Origin of the sequence: uncultured Nitratireductor sp., from assembly GCF_913053745.1 — a bacterium.
Classification (GTDB): Bacteria; Pseudomonadota; Alphaproteobacteria; order Rhizobiales; family Rhizobiaceae; genus Nitratireductor.
Window position 1 is genome coordinate 1 of the sequence record NZ_CAJXGF010000097.1, and the last position, 18,255, is coordinate 18,255.

At 61.8% G+C, this 18,255-nt stretch carries 16 protein-coding genes, 1 tRNA gene and 1 pseudogene; 12 read left to right on the forward strand and 6 right to left on the reverse strand.

All coding sequences use genetic code 11. The features are described 5' to 3' along the window. Window positions 1-93: 93 nt before the first annotated feature. Window positions 94-903: an N-formylglutamate deformylase gene (hutG, locus tag QZ638_RS15450; protein ID WP_295812261.1), complete on the reverse strand. Its 810-nt coding sequence runs from the start codon at window positions 901-903 to the stop codon at window positions 94-96. Between the two features lie 158 nt (window positions 904-1,061). On the opposite strand from hutG, the gene hutC reads away from it, so the two are divergent. The 9 genes and pseudogenes from hutC to QZ638_RS15495 all read left to right on the forward strand — a co-directional run bounded on the left by hutC (window position 1,062) and on the right by QZ638_RS15495 (window position 11,674). Further along, on the forward strand, window positions 1,062-1,781 hold the full coding sequence (gene hutC, locus QZ638_RS15455) for a histidine utilization repressor (protein ID WP_295812262.1): 720 nt from the start codon (window positions 1,062-1,064) through the stop codon (window positions 1,779-1,781). A 69-nt stretch (window positions 1,782-1,850) separates the two neighbouring features. Beyond that, window positions 1,851-2,321, forward strand: coding sequence for a hypothetical protein (locus tag QZ638_RS15460; RefSeq protein ID WP_295812263.1), 471 nt, complete (start codon window positions 1,851-1,853; stop codon window positions 2,319-2,321). Window positions 2,322-2,425: 104 nt separating this feature from the next. After that, a pseudogene (gene hutU, locus QZ638_RS15465) lies at window positions 2,426-4,114 on the forward strand (urocanate hydratase). 27 nt (window positions 4,115-4,141) lie between these two features. After that, window positions 4,142-5,233 (forward strand): TRAP transporter substrate-binding protein, encoded by a 1,092-nt coding sequence (dctP, locus tag QZ638_RS15470; protein WP_295812264.1) that lies wholly within the window; start codon window positions 4,142-4,144, stop codon window positions 5,231-5,233. Window positions 5,234-5,290: 57 nt separating this feature from the next. After that, entirely contained in the window at window positions 5,291-5,800 is a 510-nt protein-coding gene (locus QZ638_RS15475) for a TRAP transporter small permease subunit (protein WP_295812265.1), read from the forward strand. Then, window positions 5,797-7,347, forward strand: coding sequence for a TRAP transporter large permease subunit (locus QZ638_RS15480; protein ID WP_295812266.1), 1,551 nt, complete (start codon window positions 5,797-5,799; stop codon window positions 7,345-7,347). The genes QZ638_RS15475 and QZ638_RS15480 overlap by 4 nt, the downstream gene beginning before the upstream one ends. A 227-nt stretch (window positions 7,348-7,574) precedes the next feature. Further along, on the forward strand, window positions 7,575-8,753 hold the full coding sequence (cqsA, locus tag QZ638_RS15485) for an alpha-hydroxyketone-type quorum-sensing autoinducer synthase (RefSeq protein ID WP_295812267.1): 1,179 nt from the start codon (window positions 7,575-7,577) through the stop codon (window positions 8,751-8,753). A 140-nt stretch (window positions 8,754-8,893) separates the two neighbouring features. After that, the gene (dgcN, locus tag QZ638_RS15490) at window positions 8,894-9,889 is read left to right on the forward strand and encodes an N-acetyltransferase DgcN (protein WP_295812269.1); all 996 of its coding nucleotides are present in this window, start codon (window positions 8,894-8,896) and stop codon (window positions 9,887-9,889) included. 132 nt (window positions 9,890-10,021) lie between these two features. After that, on the forward strand, window positions 10,022-11,674 hold the full coding sequence (locus tag QZ638_RS15495; RefSeq protein ID WP_295812271.1) for an alpha/beta-hydrolase family protein: 1,653 nt from the start codon (window positions 10,022-10,024) through the stop codon (window positions 11,672-11,674). 69 nt (window positions 11,675-11,743) lie between these two features. On the opposite strand, the gene QZ638_RS15500 is transcribed toward QZ638_RS15495, so the two are convergent. Both QZ638_RS15500 and QZ638_RS15505 read right to left on the reverse strand, forming a co-directional pair. Further along, window positions 11,744-12,544 carry a xanthine dehydrogenase family protein subunit M gene (locus tag QZ638_RS15500; protein ID WP_295812273.1) on the reverse strand — a complete coding sequence of 267 codons (801 nt, stop codon included), beginning with the start codon at window positions 12,542-12,544 and terminating at the stop codon, window positions 11,744-11,746. Window positions 12,545-12,560: 16 nt separating this feature from the next. Continuing rightward, window positions 12,561-13,049, reverse strand: coding sequence for a (2Fe-2S)-binding protein (locus QZ638_RS15505; protein ID WP_295812274.1), 489 nt, complete (start codon window positions 13,047-13,049; stop codon window positions 12,561-12,563). 422 nt (window positions 13,050-13,471) lie between these two features. On the opposite strand from QZ638_RS15505, the gene QZ638_RS15510 reads away from it, so the two are divergent. Beyond that, window positions 13,472-13,547, forward strand: a tRNA-Thr gene (locus QZ638_RS15510). Window positions 13,548-13,627: 80 nt separating this feature from the next. Here the strand turns inward: QZ638_RS15510 and QZ638_RS15515 are convergent. Next, window positions 13,628-14,359: an MOSC domain-containing protein gene (locus tag QZ638_RS15515; protein WP_295812276.1), complete on the reverse strand. Its 732-nt coding sequence runs from the start codon at window positions 14,357-14,359 to the stop codon at window positions 13,628-13,630. A 190-nt stretch (window positions 14,360-14,549) separates the two neighbouring features. Between QZ638_RS15515 and QZ638_RS15520 the strand changes: the two genes are divergently transcribed. Further along, window positions 14,550-15,359 carry an IclR family transcriptional regulator gene (locus QZ638_RS15520; protein WP_295812278.1) on the forward strand — a complete coding sequence of 270 codons (810 nt, stop codon included), beginning with the start codon at window positions 14,550-14,552 and terminating at the stop codon, window positions 15,357-15,359. A gap of 42 nt (window positions 15,360-15,401) precedes the next feature. Here the strand turns inward: QZ638_RS15520 and QZ638_RS15525 are convergent, their stop codons facing one another. Beyond that, the gene (locus QZ638_RS15525) at window positions 15,402-16,232 is read right to left on the reverse strand and encodes a helix-turn-helix domain-containing protein (protein ID WP_366936249.1); all 831 of its coding nucleotides are present in this window, start codon (window positions 16,230-16,232) and stop codon (window positions 15,402-15,404) included. A gap of 159 nt (window positions 16,233-16,391) precedes the next feature. On the opposite strand from QZ638_RS15525, the gene QZ638_RS15530 reads away from it, so the two are divergent. Beyond that, a complete protein-coding gene (locus QZ638_RS15530) occupies window positions 16,392-17,267 on the forward strand; it encodes an SMP-30/gluconolactonase/LRE family protein (protein WP_295812281.1) in 876 nt (291 codons plus the stop codon). Between the two features lie 24 nt (window positions 17,268-17,291). On the opposite strand, the gene QZ638_RS15535 is transcribed toward QZ638_RS15530, so the two are convergent. Continuing rightward, a partial coding sequence (locus QZ638_RS15535; RefSeq protein ID WP_295812283.1) for a TRAP transporter large permease occupies window positions 17,292-18,255 on the reverse strand: 964 nt, incomplete at its 5' end.

Here is an 18,255-nt window from a genome sequence, read left to right on the forward strand (position 1 = left end):
TAGAGGCAGATCAGAACTTCCCCTCCCCCCTTGATGGGGGGAGGTCGGGAGGGGGGTGAAGACCGCAGGTCTTCGCCTCAAGACGCGCCTCAGTTACCCCTGCCCCTCCATCTCCGCCCAGGCGAGCATGGTGTGGAGGAGGCCGGAGAGCACCGGCCGCACCTTTTCCGCCAGGTCCTCGCGGAAGGCGAAGGGCGGGTCCTCGTCCATGTAGGTGATCTCGGAGAGTTCCAACTGCACGGCGTGGATGCTCTTCGCCGGATCGCCGTGATGGCGCGTGATGTAGCCGCCCTTGAAGCGCCCGTTGGCCGCGTGGCTGTAGCCCAGGTGCCCGGCGTCGCGCGCGACGGCCGTCAGGATGTCCAGCAGGCTGGAGGCCGCCGCCTTGCCGTCGGCCGTGCCGAGGTTCAGGTCCGGCAGACGGCCCTCGAAGAAGCGCGGCACCTCGCTGCGGATCGAATGGGCGTCCCACAGCAGCGCCAGGCCGTGCTTCGCCTTGAGCGCCGCCAGAGTCTCGGCCAGCTTGTCGTGGTAGGGCTGCCAGTAGGTGGCGCGCCGCGCCTCGACCTCCGCCGCGTCGGGCCGTTGGCCCTCCAGGTAGATCTCCTGCATATCGAAGGTCTGCAGGGGGCAGAGTTCGGTATTGCTGGCCCCGGCGTAGAGCGCCTTGTTGTCCGGCGCGCGGTTCAGGTCGATGACATAGCGCGAGTGGGTCGCCTGCAGGACCGAGACGTCCATCTCCGCCAGGAAGTCATACAGCTGCGGGATGTGCCAGTCGGTGTCCGGCACCGTCTTCGCGATGTCGGTCATGCGCGCCGCGATCTCCGGCGGAAGGTAGGTGCCGGGGTGCGGCATGGAGACCAGCAGCGGCAGGCTGCCTTCGGAGAAGCGGTAGGGCTCCATGAATAGGGTCCTCGTTCGCGCGGGCGCCCGGCCAAGCTGGCCAGAGCGGCCCCTGTTGTATATACAAGTTGGTATAGATCACTCTGGTATAGAGCAAGGGGGCCGCCCCGGCCAACCTCTCGAACCGGCAAACCTCCCGAACTGATGCCTTTGCCTTCATGAGCACCTCCCCCGCCGCCGAGCCGCCGCTGTATCAGCAGGTGAAGGACTACATCGTCGGGCGCATCGTGGCCGGCGACTGGCCGGAGGAGACCAAGGTCCCCTCCGAAAACGAACTGACGCGGGAGCTGAAGGTCAGCCGCATGACCGTGCACCGCGCGCTGCGCGAGCTGACGGCGGAAGGCTGGCTGGAGCGGGTGCAGGGCGCGGGCACCTTCGTCGCTCCGCCCAAGCCGCAGTCGGAGATCCTGGCGGTGCGCAACATCGCCGAGGAGATCGCCGCGCGCGGCCACGCGCACAGCACCGAGATCCTCTATGTCCGGCGCGAGCGTGCCCGCGCCCTGGAGGCGCAGCTGCTGGGGCTGGAGCGCGGCGATCCACTGTTCCATTCCCTCATCGTCCACCGCGAGAACGGCGTGCCGGTGCAGTTGGAGGACCGCTACGTGAACCCCCAGGCGGCGCCCGACTACCTGGAGCAGGACTTCACGGCGATCACGCCGCACAGCTACCTGATGCAGGCCGCGCCGATCAGCGAGGCGGAACATGTCGTCACGGCGGTGATGCCCTCGGCGGAGGAGCGCAAGCTGCTGGGCATGAAGGCGGGCGAGCCCTGCCTGGAACTGCGCCGCCAGACCTGGTCCGGCGGGCTGCCGGTCACCTCGGCGCGCCTGCTGCACCCCGGCGAGCGCTACCGCCTGGGCGGGCGCTTCGCCGGCTAGCACAGGACATCACGCACCCCAAAGGCCCCACCACCGTCGCCGCCGGTTTTGCCATTGAAGGAGAAAATCATGCGTTCACCGGCCCTAATGCTCTGCTTGCTTCCCACCCTCTGCCTCACCGCGCCCGCCGCCGCCAAGCCACTGGCAGAGACTCTCGTCGGCAGTTGGACCTGCAGCGTGGAGGAAGGCGCGAGCGACATCGCCATGACGCTGAACTACCGGCGCAGCGACGCCTTCCTGGTGGGAGAGATCATCGAGGACAACGGCGCCGCCCTGCTGGACGTCTGGCTCGACGATGGCGCCACCCCGCTGGGGCTGCGCCGCATCCTCTCCTACGACGCCACCATCGAAATGAAGCTCATGGAAGAAGCGGCGGAGCGGATGAAACTCGAAGGCGAAATGCGCCACATCCTCGGGTCCACCGGCAAGGTGCGCGAAACCTTCCGCTTCACCGGCAGGGACGCGTTTCGCGCCACCTGGGAGACCGACAACGGCGAGGGCTGGCAGCTGATCATGGAGCGGTCCTGCACGCGGGTTTAGCCTCCTTCAGCGCTCCCGGCGGCCGCCCCTCGACTCGCCTGCTCGACTCCCACGACCGAGTTGTATATACAACTTGCTTCGGTTTCTTCCGGAGGAGCGCCGCCATGCCAGATTCCAGCCCTTCGTCGCGGCGGGACAATGCCCGCGTGATCCGCGCGCCCCAGGGCCCTGAGCTTTCCGCCAAGTCCTGGCTGACCGAAGCGCCGCTTCGTATGCTCATGAACAATCTCGATCCTGAGGTGGCCGAGAAGCCGGAAGAGCTGGTGGTCTACGGCGGCATCGGGCGCGCCGCGCGCGACTGGAAGTGCTTCGACAAAATCGTCTCCTGCCTGCGCGACCTCGGCGCGGAGGAGACCCTGCTTGTGCAGTCCGGCAAGCCGGTCGGGGTCTTCCGCACCCATGCCGACGCGCCGCGCGTGCTGATCGCCAACTCCAACCTCGTGCCGCACTGGGCCAATTGGGACCACTTCAACGAGCTCGATAAGAAGGGTCTGATGATGTACGGCCAGATGACGGCCGGCTCGTGGATCTATATCGGCTCCCAGGGGATCGTGCAGGGCACGTACGAGACCTTCGTGGAGGCTGGCCGGCAGCATTAGGGCGGCGATCTCAAAGGCAAGGGGATCCTGACTGCGGGGCTTGGCGGCATGGGCGGCGCGCAGCCGCTGGCAGCCGTGATGGCAGGTGCGTGCTGTCTCGCCATCGAGTGCGACGAGACACGCATCGATTTCCGCATCCGCACCCGCTATGTGGACGAGAAGGCGACCACGCTGGACGAGGCGCTGGAGATGATCGACCGCTGGACCAAGGCGGGCGAGGCGAAATCCGTCGGACTGGTGGGCAATGCGGCGGAGATCGTGCCGGAACTGGTGCGGCGCGGCGTGAAGCCGGACATGGTGACGGACCAGACTTCTGCGCACGATCCGGTGAACGGCTATCTGCCGAAGGGCTGGACCGTGGCCGAATGGCGCGAGAAGCGCGAAAGCGATCCGAAGGCGGTGGAGAAAGCGGCGCGCGCCTCGATGCGCGAGCATGTGGAGGCGATGGTCGCCTTCTGGAACGCGGGCATTCCGACGCTCGACTATGGCAACAACATTCGCCAGGTGGCGCTGGAAGAGGGGCTTGAGAACGCCTTTGCCTTCCCCGGTTTCGTTCCGGCCTATATCCGCCCGCTGTTCTGCCGCGGTGTGGGGCCTTTCCGCTGGGCGGCGCTTTCGGGCGATCCGGAGGATATTTACCGCACGGACGAGAAGGTGAAGGAGCTTCTGCCCGACAATGAGCATCTGCATCGCTGGCTCGATATGGCGCGCGACCGCATCGCGTTTCAGGGTCTGCCGGCGCGTATCTGCTGGGTCGGCCTTGGCGACCGGCACCGGCTTGGCCTCGCCTTCAATGAGATGGCGGCGAAGGGCGAACTGAAGGCTCCGGTGGTGATCGGGCGCGATCATCTGGATTCGGGTTCGGTGGCTTCGCCCAACCGCGAGACCGAGGCCATGAAGGACGGTTCGGACGCCGTATCCGACTGGCCGCTGCTCAACGCGCTTTTGAACTGTGCCTCGGGCGCGACCTGGGTGTCGCTGCATCATGGCGGCGGCGTGGGCATGGGCTTTTCGCAGCATTCGGGCATGGTGATCTGTGCCGACGGCACGGAAGATGCGGCACGCCGCCTTGAGCGCGTGCTGTGGAACGATCCGGCGACAGGCGTGATGCGTCACGCCGATGCGGGCTACGACATCGCGCGCGATTGGGCACAGGAAAAGGGCTTGCGGCTGCCGGGGATTCTTGGAAATTAACAAGGAAACAATTCAGAGGGGTTTACCATGAAAAGACGTCAATTTCTGAAAACTGCCGGTGTGGCCGGCGTGGCGACTGGGTTAGCGGCTCCGGCCATTGCGCAGGACACCATCACTTGGAAAATGGTCACGGCCTGGCCGAAGAATTTGCCTGGACCTGGCGTGGCGGCGCAGATGCTGGCCGATCGCATTACCGCGCTGTCCGGCGGGCGGCTGGAAGTGAAGCTTTACGCCGCCGGCGAGCTCGTGCCGGGCAATGGCGTGTTCGATGCCGTGTCTGAAGGCACGGCGGAGCTCTACCACGCGGTTCCCTCCTACTGGGGTTCCAAGTCGCGCGGCATTCTCCTGTTCGGTTCGCAGCCTTTCGGCTTGCGTGCTGACGAACAGCTTGGCTGGCTCGTGCATGGCGGCGGGCAGGCGCTCTACGACGAGATGTATGGCCGTTTCGGGCTGAAGCCGTTCCTGTGCGGCAATTCCGGTCCGCAGTGGCAGGGCTGGTTCCGCAACGAGATCAATTCGGTCGACGATCTGAAGGGCCTGCGTTTTCGCACCACGGGCCTTGCTTCCGAAATGTGCGCCAAGCTGGGCATGGCCGTTCAGGCCATGGGCGGCGGCGACATGTTCCAGGGCCTGCAGTCGGGCACGATCGATGCGGGCGAGTTCATCGGTCCCTGGACGGATTCCGCGCTGGGCTTCTACCAGGTGGCCAAGAACTACTACTGGCCGGGTGTCGGCGAGCCGTCTTCGGCGGAAGAATGCGCAGTGAACAAAGCGGCCTACGACGCGCTGCCGGAAGATCTGCAGCAGGCCGTCGCCTATGCCTGTGAATCGCTCTACAATCCGGTCTGGACGGAGTACACGACCAAGCACGCGGCCGCGCTGAAGCAGCTTGTGGCCGAGCAGGACGTACAGGTGAAAAAGCTGCCCGAAGACGTGATCGTCGCCATGGGCAATGCCGCCGGCGAGGTGATCGCGGAGCTGCGCCAGGACGATGACGAGCTGGTCAAGCGCATCGTCGAGAGCTTCCTCGAATATCGTGCGGGCATCGCCGAATACATGGTTTATGCGGATAACGGGCAGATGAATGCCCGCGCGCTGGACTATAAATACGGCGGCTGACACAATCGGCCGGGCCGGGCGCATGCGTCCGGCCTCTTCTTTTGGGGAATGCTCGGCATGCTTGAGCTTGCGGACAGACTCGACCGGATCAACCGGGCGATGGGGGCGGCGGTGCGCTGGCTGGCGCTTGCCATGGTACTGGTGCAGTTCGGCACGGTGGTGCTGCGCTACGTCTACGGCATCAGCTTCATCTTCATGAACGAGACCGTTCTCTACCTGCATGCGACATTCTTCATGCTGGCCGGCGGCTACACGCTTCTGGTGGACGGACATGTGCGCGTCGACATTTTCTATGGGCTGTTCGGGCCGCGCGGGAAGGCGCGTATCGATATTCTCGGAGCGCTGTGCTTCCTGATGCCGTCGATGGTCATGATCGCCTGGTTTTCCTGGCCTTCGGTGCGCAATTCCTGGGCGATCATGGAAGGAGCCATCTCTGTGGGCGGCATCCCCGCCTCCTTCCTGCTCAAGTCGCTTATTCCGGCGTTCTGTGTGCTGCTCATCATTCAGGGCCTTGCCTGCATCCTGCGCGATCTTGCGCGCCTTCGTGAAGAAAACGCCGTCGCATGACCCTACCGCTCGACATTATGATGTTTGCGGCGCTGATCGTCGCAATCCTGATCGGCTACCCCGTCTCCTTCATGCTGGCGGGCACGGCGGCGCTTTTCGCTTTTCTCGGCTGGATGACCGGCCAGTTCGATGTGGGACTTCTGGGTGCGCTTGGGCAGCGGGTTTTCGGCACGCTTACCAATGACGTGCTGATTGCCATTCCGCTGTTCGTTTTCATGGGCGTGGTGCTGGAGAAAAGCCGCATTGCCGAGGAACTGCTTGAAACGATGGGTCGGCTCTTCGGCGGTCTGCGCGGCGGGCTCGGGGTTTCTGTCGTGTTGGTGGGTGCGCTTCTCGCTGCCTCCACCGGCATTGTGGGCGCGACAGTGGTGGCGATGGGCCTGATCGCGCTGCCGACCATGGTGCGCAATGGCTACGATCCGAAGCTTGCTTCCGGCGTGGTCTGCACCTCCGGCACGCTGGGCCAGATCATTCCACCCTCGACGCTCCTCATCATCCTTTCCGATGTGATGTCGACGGCTTATCAGCAGGCTCAATACGAGCAGGGCAAATTCACCATCGAGACGATCTCGGTCGGCCAGGTTTTTGCGGCTGCGCTTTTGCCAGGCCTGACGTTGGTGGCGGTCTACATCGCTTATCTGATGACGCGAGCGGCGTTAAAGCCGGAAAGCGCCCCTGCCTTGATGGAGGCCGGTGACCGGCCGAGCCGGGAGGAGGTGCAGCGTGCCGTGGTGCCGCCGGTGCTTCTCATCGTCGCGGTTCTGGGCTCCATTCTGGGTGGCATCGCAACGCCGAGCGAGGCGGCGAGCGTGGGCGCTATCGGGGCGTTGCTTCTCGCCGGCGTGCGCAGCGAAGGAAACGGGCGTCTGATCGTTCTGGGAGCGGCAGCGCTGGGCGCCGTCGCGGTGTTGGCCGGTCTTTTCCCGGTGCGGCTACAGCGCAGCGACGCCGGGCTTTCCGAATGGCTGATTGCCGCTTTGACGACCGGGCTCCTGGCGCTCGGCATTGTCGCCATCGCCATTTCTATCGGCAAGGCGCGTCGGCGTGGCATTCTCACGCCCATCGTGACCTCCACGATGACGGTGACGGCGATGATCTTCGCCACAATTCTGACGGCCAGCGTTTTCTCGCTCGTGTTTCGCGGGCTGGGCGGCGATGCACGCGTGGAAGACATTCTTCACTCCATGCCGGGTGGCCCGCAAGGGGCGCTCATATTCGTGATGGCCATGATTTTCGTGCTCGGCTTTTTCCTCGATTTCGTGGAGATCTCGGTCATCGTTCTGCCGCTGGTTGCGCCGATCCTTATCCTGATGGGGCATGACCCGCTGTGGCTTTCGATTCTGATCGCGATCAATCTGCAGACATCTTTCCTGACGCCGCCCTTCGGGTTCTCGCTGTTCTATTTGCGCGCGGCGGCACCGAAGGAGATAACGACGGGGCAGATCTATCGGGGCGTGATTCCATTTATAATTTTACAGATTGTTGGAATGGCTGTTATCTGGCTGCTTCCTGCCATCTCAACATGGCTTCCCGGAAAGATATTTTGATATCCTCTCCAATATTTATGCATGCGTAGATTTTGTGTAAATTTGATTCTATATATGATTATTATCCCGCATTGAAATTTCTCTGTCATATAAGTATAGTTATACTTCGTTCGTAGCCGAAACCCTGAATTCTTTTTCTCGAGAGCCCTTTCAGGATGTAGACGCTGCATGGCGATACGTTTTCATAGCGCTATCCGGGGCTCGCGTGCTTACTCTGGAGAATGCTTATGGCTGTCCTCTCTGCTTGTCCCAAAGAACAGCTGCGTGAGCGCGAAGACGCGTTTCATATTCAGCGTGTCGAACGATTGTGGAATGGCGATCATCTTTTGCGGGGGCGCGAACCCGGGACCGACGACCTGCAATTGATGAGCAACGATTATCTGTGCATTCAAAACGAACCGGCGCTGAGACAAGCGCAGGCGCAGGCATTGTTGAACAGCAAGGCCGACCTGTTGATGTCCAGTATCTTCACGATGGACGGCAGCCCCATGCAGCAATTGGAGGCGGCGTTCGCCGACTATATGGAGGGCGAAGAGGCGATCGTCTGTCAATCGGGTTTCGCCGCGAATGTCGGTCTCCTTCAATCCATCGCCAGCCCCTCGGTTCCGATCTATCTGGACATGAATGCGCATGCTTCCTTGTGGGAAGGAGTGAAGGCAGCCGGTGCGCGCGGAATCGCTTTTCGTCACAACAATCCCGATCACGCGGAGCGATTGATCGGGCGATACGGACCCGGAATTCTGGTTGTCGATACGGTGTACAGCACCGATGGCAGTCTCTGCCCGTTGGCCGCGATCGTTGATCTGGCAGCGCGCGCTGGCTGCATTCTCGTTGTCGACGAATCCCATTCTCTCGGCACGCATGGTCCCGGCGGTGCAGGGCTCGCGGTGGCGCTCGGCCTGGCTGATCGCGTCCACTTCCGCACGGCCTCGCTTGCCAAGACGTTCGCCGGTCGTGCCGGACTGATTGTGTGCTCCCGGCGCTTCAAGGAGTACTTCAGGATGGAGTCCAATCCTGCGATCTTCAGCTCGGGTTTGCTGGAGCACGAGTATGTCTGGTTTCTCGAGGCACTGGCTTTGATCCGAAAAGCGGATGAACGTCGCAAACGATTGCGCGAGATATCGGAAATGGTGCGCTGGCGGCTGGATGAGATCGGTTATGATGTAGGTGGCGGCACCGAGCAGATCATCGCCATTGAAAGCGGCACCGAACCCGAGACGCAACATATGCGCGATGCGTTGCAGGGCGAAGGGGTGTTTGGCGCCGTGTTCTGCGCGCCAGCGACGCCGCGCAATCATTGCCTGGTGCGATTATCGGTGCATTCTGGCCTGACGGATGACGACCTTGAGAAATTGACGACACGTTGTGCCGCGGCGCTGAGGGCGTTGAGAAACGAAATGTCTTAGAATTTGGGTGTGTCACAACCTGGCTCAATCGGCCCCGTGCATGTTGATCCAGAGTGCTCTGGTTGGCGAACCACAGCTTGACAAGCGGTATGTGGATCATCGATGAGCCGATAAACCAACCGTAAGAGAGCGACACCTCCATGCTGAAGACGCCTTATCTCCTGTTTCTTGGCGATGCCCCCGATGCGCTGACCGCGAAGGTCGCTCAGGGCATCAAGGACTGGCGGCCGGAGTTCTGCGTTGGCCAGTTGCGGCTGGAAGGTTGCAAGGCCGATCTCGGTCTTGAAGACATGACCATCGCCGAGGCGAAGGAAGCCGGCGCGCAGACGCTCGTGGTCGGTGCCGCCAACCGTGGTGGGGTAATCTCCCAGAGCTGGATGGCGACCCTGGTTGAGGCGGCCGAAGCGGGGATGGACATTGCCTCGGGCCTGCACAACCGCCTGACCGCGCAGCCCGCGCTCGTCGATGCGGCGCAAAAGGCGGGCACACAGCTCTTCGACGTGCGCGTTCCGCAGGAAGAGTATCCCATTGCCGATGGCAAGCGGCGCACAGGCAAGCGCTGCCTTGCCGTGGGCACCGATTGCTCCGTGGGCAAGATGTACACCGCCCTCGCCATGGAGCGGGAAATGCGCGAGCGCGGCATGAAGGCGACGTTCCGGGCAACCGGCCAGACCGGTATCCTCATCACTGGATCGGGTGTTCCGCTCGACGCGGTGGTAGCCGATTTCATGGCCGGGTCCATCGAACACATCACACCGGACAACGACGCTGACCACTGGGATCTGATCGAAGGGCAGGGCAGTCTGTTCCATCCGTCTTTTTCCGGCGTGACGATGGCGCTGATCCATGGCGGCCAGGCCGATGCGCTGGTGCTTTGTCATGAACCGACCCGCACCCATATGCGCGGCCTGCCACACTATCAGCTTCCCTCACTCGAGGCGTTGCGCGATCTTGCGCTTGAGACGGCCCGTGTGGTCAACCCGGACGTCAAGGTGATCGGAATCTCCGTCAACACGGCGGCGTTGAACGATGACGAGGCGAAAGCGTGTCTCGAAGAGATCGAGGCACAGATGGGCTTGCCGACCGCGGATCCGTTCCGCCAGGGCGCCGGACGTCTCGTCGATGCGCTGGGCTGAGGCTCACGCTTCGTTCACCTTCTGCCGGACAGATCCGGCATGATGCGTCTAAAGATGTTGCCTTGACCGGCCCGACGTTTCACTCTGCCCCGCGGGCTCGGCGTGACGGGGCCGGGTGAAGACGAGGTTACAATGACGGAGACGGCGACAACGCAGGAGACACGCCTTTGGCAGACGTTCTCCGTTGTCGGATTGTGCCTGGGTACGCTGTTCTTTGCTGCATCGTTGACACCCTCGCTTCTACCGCGCGCGTTCTTCGTTCAGGGCGTTCTTTCGGGTGTTTCGCTCGCCGTCGGCTACGGTCTCGGTGTGTTCCTGGTGTGGCTATGGCGTTATCTGGAGTTGCCGGAGCCGCCGCACGGTTCCCGATATTACGGCAAGCTTGCGATGGCCGTCGTTTGCGCGGGAGTGGCCGTGTTCTTTCTCTGGAAGGCTGCCGAATGGCAAAATTCCATCCGCGCCCTGATGGAACTCGATCCGGTCGATACGGCGCATCCCAGCAAGGTGGGCGGCATCGCGCTCGTTCTGTTTTTGCTGCTCGTCGCGCTGGGCCGCGGGCTGAGGCGTGTCTATGTTTTCGTCGCCGGGAGACTCAAGCGGTTCGTGCCGCGCCGGGTCGCCTATGTGCTGGGTGTGGCGCTTGTCGGCCTTATTGCGATTTCTCTCGTGGACCGGGTGTTGCTGCGCTATGCGCTGCGGGTTGCCGATTCCGCCTATGCCGAACTGGATGCATTGTTTGAAGATGGCATCGAGCAACCCGGCGGCCCGTTGAAGACGGGTGGTCCCGGGTCGCTCATTTCATGGGAATCGCTCGGACGCGCCGGTCGCGGTTTCGTGGTGGAGGGGCCGGGCGCGCAGGAGATCGCCGCATTCACCGGACGCGAGGCCAAGGAGCCCATGCGGGTTTATGTCGGACTGCGATCGGCCGAGGGTGCCGAGGCGCGTGCCAGGCTGGCACTCGAGGAATTGAAGCGCATCGGCGCGTTCGACCGCAAGGTGATGGTGGTTGTGGCGCCCACCGGCACCGGTTGGGTCGATCCGGAAGCCAGCGTATCGCTCGAATATCTGCACAATGGCGACACGGTGATGGTCGCGCAGCAATATTCGTACCTGACGAGCTGGCTGTCGCTGCTGATCGAACCTAGTTATGGCGCCGAAGCTGCGCATGCGTTGTTTCGCGCGGTCTATGACTATTGGACGACGCTGCCCGCGGAGGCACGGCCTGAACTTTATCTCTATGGACTTAGCCTTGGCGCACTGAGTTCCGAGCAATCGACCGATCTGTTGAACATTCTCGCTGATCCCTTTCAGGGTGCGCTCTGGGCCGGGCCGCCATTCAACAGCCGGCTATGGAGCTCCTTCACGCGCGATCGCAATCCCGGCACGCCCGCCTGGCTGCCGCGCTATGGGGATGGGTCGGTTGTGCGCTTTACCAGCCAGGAGAACACGCTTGACATCCAGGGAGCGCAATGGGGGCCTTTGCGCATCGTCTATCTTCAATATGCCAGCGATCCGGTGGTGTTCTTCGATCCGCTGGCCTGGTATCGGCGCCCCGCCTGGCTGGTGGGTGAGCGGGGGCCGGATGTCTCACAGGAACTGCGCTGGTATCCGATCGTAACCTTCTTGCAACTGGCGCTCGACATGGCCCTGGCCACCACCGCGCCGCTCGGATATGGCCACCTCTACGCGCCGGAGCACTATGTCGACGCGTGGGTGGCCGTTACGGCGCCGGACGGCTGGTCGGCGGCTGAGATCGAGCGGCTCAAGCGGGCTCTGGCGAAATAAGCTTGGCATGCGGCGGTTGGATGGTGCGTCCTTTGTGGAAACGCCGGTGGTCCGATGGATTTTCAAGTATTACCCGTTCGCCATCGCGACTGCACGCTTGGCCATGGCGACGATGAGACTTGCACGGTAGTCGGCACTCGCGTGGATGTCCGTCATCAGATCGTCGGCGGCTACGGCCACGTCCTGGAGTCCGGCGGCGCTGAAATCCGCGCTCAAGGCCGCTTCGATCTCCGCACTCCGGAACACGCCGTCATCTCCTGCACCGGTCACGGCGGCGCGTAGCGTCTCGCCGTTTTTGGCGATGAACACGCCGGCCATCGCATAGCGCGAAGCAGGGTTCCGGAACTTGCCGTAACCGGCCTTTTCGGGCGCTTCGAAACGTATGGCTGTGATCAGCTCGTCTTCGTTCAATGCCGTTTCGAAGAGGCCGGTGAAGAATTCTGCCGCCGCGATCTCGCGTTTGTCGGTGACGACAATCGCGTCCAAAGCCAGCATGGCCGCCGGATAATCGGCGGCCGGATCGTTATTGGCGAGAGATCCTCCGAGCGTGCCCATGTGGCGAACCTGCGGATCGCCGATGAGCGCGGCAAGGTGGCAAAGCGCCGGACACACAGCCATGATCTCGCTGTTGACGGCGACCTCGGCATGGGTAATGCCAGCGCCGATCGTGACCGTTTTGCCGGCAACCGCTATCGTCTTCATATCGGCGATGTGGCGAAGGTCCACGAGGTCCGAGGGGGCCGCGAGGCGTGTTTTCATTGCCGGGATCAGCGTCTGCCCGCCGGCAATGAATTTTCCGTCGTCGGCCGCCTCGAGAAGGCTGAGTGCTTCCTTGACAGAGCCGGCGCGATGATAGGTGACGTCATACATGGTCGATTTCCTTCGCTCACGCAGCCTTGGTGGAATCGGCGTTCATCGCTTCGGAAGCCGCAATGATGGCCTTGACGATATTGTGGTAGCCAGTGCACCGGCAGATATTGCCTTCCAGTTCCTCACGCACGGTTTTCTCGTTCAGTCCTTCGGGGTGGCGGCGGATTATGTCGGTTGCGGCCATGATCATGCCCGGTGTGCAGAAGCCGCACTGAAGGCCATGATGTTCCTTGAACGCGGTCTGAACCGGATGCAGGGCCTCGCCGTCCGCCAGGCCTTCGATGGTTGTTATCGCCGCGCCATCAGCTTGCACCGCCAGCATGGAGCAGGATTTTACCGACTTGCCATCCATATGGATGGTGCAGGCGCCGCACTGCGACGTCTCGCATCCCACATGGGTACCGGTCAGCCCCAGACTGTCGCGCAGAAACTGGACGAGCAGGGTTCTGCCTTCGACGCTGCCCGAAACCGTCTGTCCGTTCACCGTCATCGTAACGTCTGTCATGGGGTACCTGCCTACTTGAATTTTCGGTGGCTGAAGTGCTGATGGATTGTCAGCTTAACGCATGCAGCCGCCGTGTCCATGCTCTCCCAAGATTCAAATGTGATCAAGGTGTTAGCCTGTTTGCCGCGTGGTTTCTGCGTTTTTCGCCAAGCCTGACCTCGATGTCGGTCTGCGACCGGAGCATATCAGCAGATCGTTTGCGAGGCGTGCGGGGCGCAAACTGGCCGACGATGCTTGATCTCCCCGTCAAATGCCGCTATCAGGCTGCCGCTCGCCGAGCGAACGGCCTTACTGGCTGATGCTCAGGTTCGCAACGGGTCGTATTGCGCGACAATTCGGTTGCGAAAGATGACCAAGGCGGGTATGTGCACGTGAAGTGCTTCGCGGCCTGTCGAAAATGGTTGGCGTAGCACGACAGATGGGCCGCTTTAGCTCAGTTGGTAGAGCATCGCATTCGTAATGCGGAGGTCGTCAGTTCGAGTCTGACAAGCGGCACCACTTGCTTCTTCCCTGCAGTTTTCCGTCCATGTCGCGCAGTGCTGGCAGATTCTGCCGCAGACCGTTGCGGCGGGCGCGACTCAATCCTGCTCCGCTCCCTTCAGGCGCCGGTTCCAATCCTCGACCTTGCCCGAGGCGAGACGCCGTTGCGCGTAGCGCCGCCAGCCCTCCGGCAGCTTTTCGAGTGCGGCCATCTCCTCCAGTTCCCCGCGATCGAGGGTTTTGACATAGAGGATCTGCCAGAGGCGCTTCAGAGGCCATTCGGGCATCGGCCGCTCCAGGCGCTCAAGGTGATCGTCGGGCGAAACCCGGCCTTCCTGAACGACCCTGTAATACCAACCGGTGCGGCCGGTCGTTTGAACCCGGTACGCCATGGTCGAAACACCGAAGCGGCTGTTGAGCTTCCAACAGGGCTGGCGGCCTTGTGAGACTTCGACCACCGCTTTGCCGAGCCGAAAAACATCGCCAAGCGCCACGGTCTCTTCGTCGAGGCCATAGGTGGACAGGTTCTCACCGAACGCACCCGGCACTGCCAGCAATGGGTGCGCGCCCATCTCTTCATACCAGGCGGCATAGTGATCGCGCGGATAATGGTGGACCGCTTTCTCCGGACCGCCGTGATTCTTCGTGTCTGCCTGATTGTCGCCGACAAAACCGTTTTCCCCAAGCCAAAGCGGATCCCTCACAGGGTGTTTGGCAATGCCGCTGGAAGCATTGCGATCTCCCAAGGGGGCGACCTCGCCTATCAGGATCGCTTGCAGGGGTGTTTTTTCGCTCTGGGTCACAGGTTTTTTGCCGGTTGCGCAGGACATGGGTCGCATCCTGCCTTACGGCATCGTCTTGCGGGATTGATGGTCCAGTTGGCAAATCCATATGGTCCGTCGCTGTGGACAGTGCGTGTTTCCCATTGAAACCGGTGCGAAGAAACGGCGTTGCCCGCAAAGCCGGACTGTTGCTAACCTTGGTCCCCGTTTCATGGTCGATGGAAACGTTGGGGGCTGCATGGCAATCGCGAAAGGGTTTCAGGAAGCAGATCGGAGAACACCTTCCGTTTCCTCGGCTCTTTCACGGGGATTGCGTCTGCTTTCCGTTTTTGCCGAAGCCCCGGTGTGGATGAGCAATTCGGACATTGCCCGACGTACCGATTTGCCTGCGGCGACCGTTGCGCGCTTGACGAAATCGCTCACCAATATGGGATTTCTGCATTACAGCGCCAGCCGCCGGCGGTTTCGGCTGGCATCCGGGGTCGTCCGATTGGGTTACGGTGCGCGAAGCGAAACGCACGTCGTCGAGTCGGTAAGGCCTCACTTGCAAATGGTTGCCGATCGCTTTGGCGTCCACGCGGCGCTCGCCGTTCTGGACGGAACCGAGGCGTTGTACCTTGAGGTCTGCCACAGCAGCGCGACTCTGGTGACGCTGAGGCTTGAAGCCGGGTCCAGAGTGTTGATCGCCGGTGCGCCGGTCGGCCATGCGCTGCTTGCCTGTCTGGATCAAAGACAGCGCGAATTTCTCCTGAACGATCTGGAACATCGGCACGGTTCTGAATGGGGAGTGCTGGGCCTGGAGGTCGAGCGGGGATTGGCCGAAATTGCGGACACGGGGTACACGGTTTCGCTGGGCCGCTGGCACGCCGATGTGCAGTGTGTGGCGGTGCCGCTCAAGCCATCCGATCAGACGGGTGCGATGTCGCTGGGTTGCGGTGTGCCGCGTGGACATATGACGGTGCCGCGACTGAAGGAGCTCGGGGGCGATCTGGTCAAACTCGCCGCGAGACTCTCCGGCAAAGAGGATGGCGCCGCCTCGATACGGTGACAGGGGGCAGTTCTCCTGAATATACGGGTGTGCCGTATTTGCTCAGGAGTCTTCCAGATACAGCACACCCATGGTCGCGCATTTGCGCTGAATAAGTTCCACAGCCTCCAGCAGGTCTTTCATGGCGTCTGCGGGATTTTGCTCCGTTTGTGCGTCCGTGGGAAGGACAAGCTCCAATGCCATGACCGCATTGCTGAGATGCAAGGGTGCGCCCAACAGAAGCAAACCTTTGTCGGGAACCGCCATGCGAAAACAGCCCGATGCACGGAAGAAACACAAGCTTTCTCTGAGTGCGTCGGTTTCAGCAAGGATCCGGTTCTCGGGCGTGGTGACGGCCTCGATTGCAGTCGCGGAGGTAAAAAGGAGGGCATGGCCCGCAGCAGTTTGTGTAAGCGGGCGGGCCGATCCGATATGACAGCAGGGCAGGCTTGAGCGATTGAGACCCGCACAGACGACGAGGGAGAGAGCTTCGCCTGCATCCTCGACGACAAGTGTCGAGGTTGCGTTGTGCCGGTCGGCGAGGGGCTGGAGGACCGGGCGGGCGATTTCATTGACAGGTGTGTCGGATAGAAATTTTTCGGACAGTGTGCCGGCTAGCCGACCTGGCTGGAAACGCTCCGCAAACCTCGACGGTTCGACGAAACCGTGCACTTCCAGCGTCTTTAGAAGTCTGACGGCTGTGTCGCTTCTCAGGAAAAGACGCGATGCCACTTCGTTGGCTGTCATCGGGCCTTCGTTCGACAGCAGCCTGACCAGCTCAAGTCCGTTTTTCAATGCGACCGTGCTGCTGTTGCCTTCGTTTGACCGTCTCTTCACCGAGTGTTTTGCCTTGATGGACAGGATCCCTATGAAAGTTTCTATGCTTAACGTCACCCGGATATCAACATCTGCGCACCGCGTTGCTCCGCGAAAGGCCCTGTGATCGCAAAAACGTGATCGAACGATCAGTTAAGTCTGCATCCGGTCGGTTCTTGAAGGCGAGCATCAAAGAGGGCTATGGCAACGGCTTGGTATATTGCAGGAGGAAAGTCGTTGTTTGAAGGGGTTTGGACGCGTCTGGGGGACAATCGCTGCGTACTCGGTGAAGGGCCGACTTACGATCGGCATACGGATACGGTCTGGTGGTTCGACATTCTCGGGAAAATCTTGTTCGAGCATCGCTTTGGCGACGGCGTGACGCGCCGGCATCCGCTTCCTGAGCTTTCCAGTGCCCTTGCCCGGGTGGATGGCGGCCGACAGATGCTGGTCACCGAGAGCGGCCTCTACCTCCGCAATATTTCGGATGGCAGCCTCAGTCTTCACCATCCGCTGGAAGCGGACAATCCGCAGACCCGATCCAACGATTCCCGCGTTCACCCCTGCGGTGCCTTCTGGATCGGTACCATGGGCAAGAACGCGGAAAAAGGCGCGGGATCGATCTATTGGTACCGCAAGGGCGAACTCAAGAAGATCTATTCGGGCATTACCGTGACCAACGCTATCTGCTTTTCACCCGATGGCGGTATCGGTTATTTCACCGACACGCCGACTCTTCAGATCATGAAGGTGGCGCTCGATCCGCAGACGGGTCTTCCGGCCGATGAGCCGGTATCGTTTGCCGAAGTCTCCAGCGACGGTGAGCCAGATGGTGCTGTGGTGGATGCACAGGGCAATCTCTGGGTCGCCCGTTGGGGCGGTCACGGGGTGCAGGTCTACGCCCCGGACGGAACTCTTCTGCGCAAAATCGAGCTCCCGGCAGCACTGGCCACGTGCCCTGCCTTTGTCGGTCCGAATGCGGAACGGCTTGTGGTCACATCGGCGTCGGTGGGCATCGACCCGGAAAGCGCCGGCGCGGATGATGCGGGCGCCGTGTTCGTAACCGATTTGGGGGCGCCCATCGGAAAATTGGAGCCCGACGTCCTGATCTGATCGATTGAAGGAAACCGATCGCGCTCAGTAACCGCTCAGGCTCGGCAGCCAGGTCGACAGCGACGGGATGAAGGTCAGCGACAGCAACACGAGAAGATGGACCATCAGGAAGGGCGGCATCTCGCGGATCATGTCGCTGACGCGGATCTTCACGGCCGATGAAACCACGAAGAGGAGGGCGCCGACCGGTGGGGTCAAAAGCCCCAGCGTCAGATTGACGATGACCACGATGGCGAAGTGGATCGGGTCGATGCCCAGCGAATAGGCGATGGGACCGAGGATCGGCACAAGGATCATGACGCCCGGCAGCGGGTCCATGAACAGGCCAAAGGCGAGCAGGAGCACGTTGACAGCCAGCAGGAACAGAACCGGGCTTAATTCCCAGGCGACGATCGTGGAAGCGATGGCCTGCGGAATGCCTTCGATGATGATGATCCAGGCGAAGGCGCGGGCGGCGGCGAGGATCAGCAAAATGGCGACGGTGACCAGCGCCGAGCGAAAAAGAATATCAGGCAGGTCCCGGATTTTCAGTGAGCGATAGACGAACATCCCGCACAGAAGTGCGTAGAACACCGCCACAACCGAGGCTTCGGTCGGGGTGAAGAGACCGCTGCGAATGCCGCCGATGATGAGCACGATCAGGAAGATCGCGGGCAGCGCCAGAAAGCTGGTGCGCAACATCTCGCGAATGGAAGGACGCGGCGCGCTGCTCTTGAAACCGCGCTTGCGGCAAACATACCAGTTGGCCGCGGCCATGGAGAGCGAAATCAGAATTCCGGGAATGATGCCGGCCATGAACAGGGCGATCACCGAAACGTTCTCGTCCTGCATGGCATAGAGAATCATGATGATCGACGGAGGGATTATAGGGCCGACCACCGAGGCGGAGGCCGTGAGTGCGCTGGCGTAGGATTTGTCGTAGCCGTCTTTCTCCATCATACGGATCATCATGGCGCCGGGACCGGCGGCATCGGCGAGGGCGGAGCCC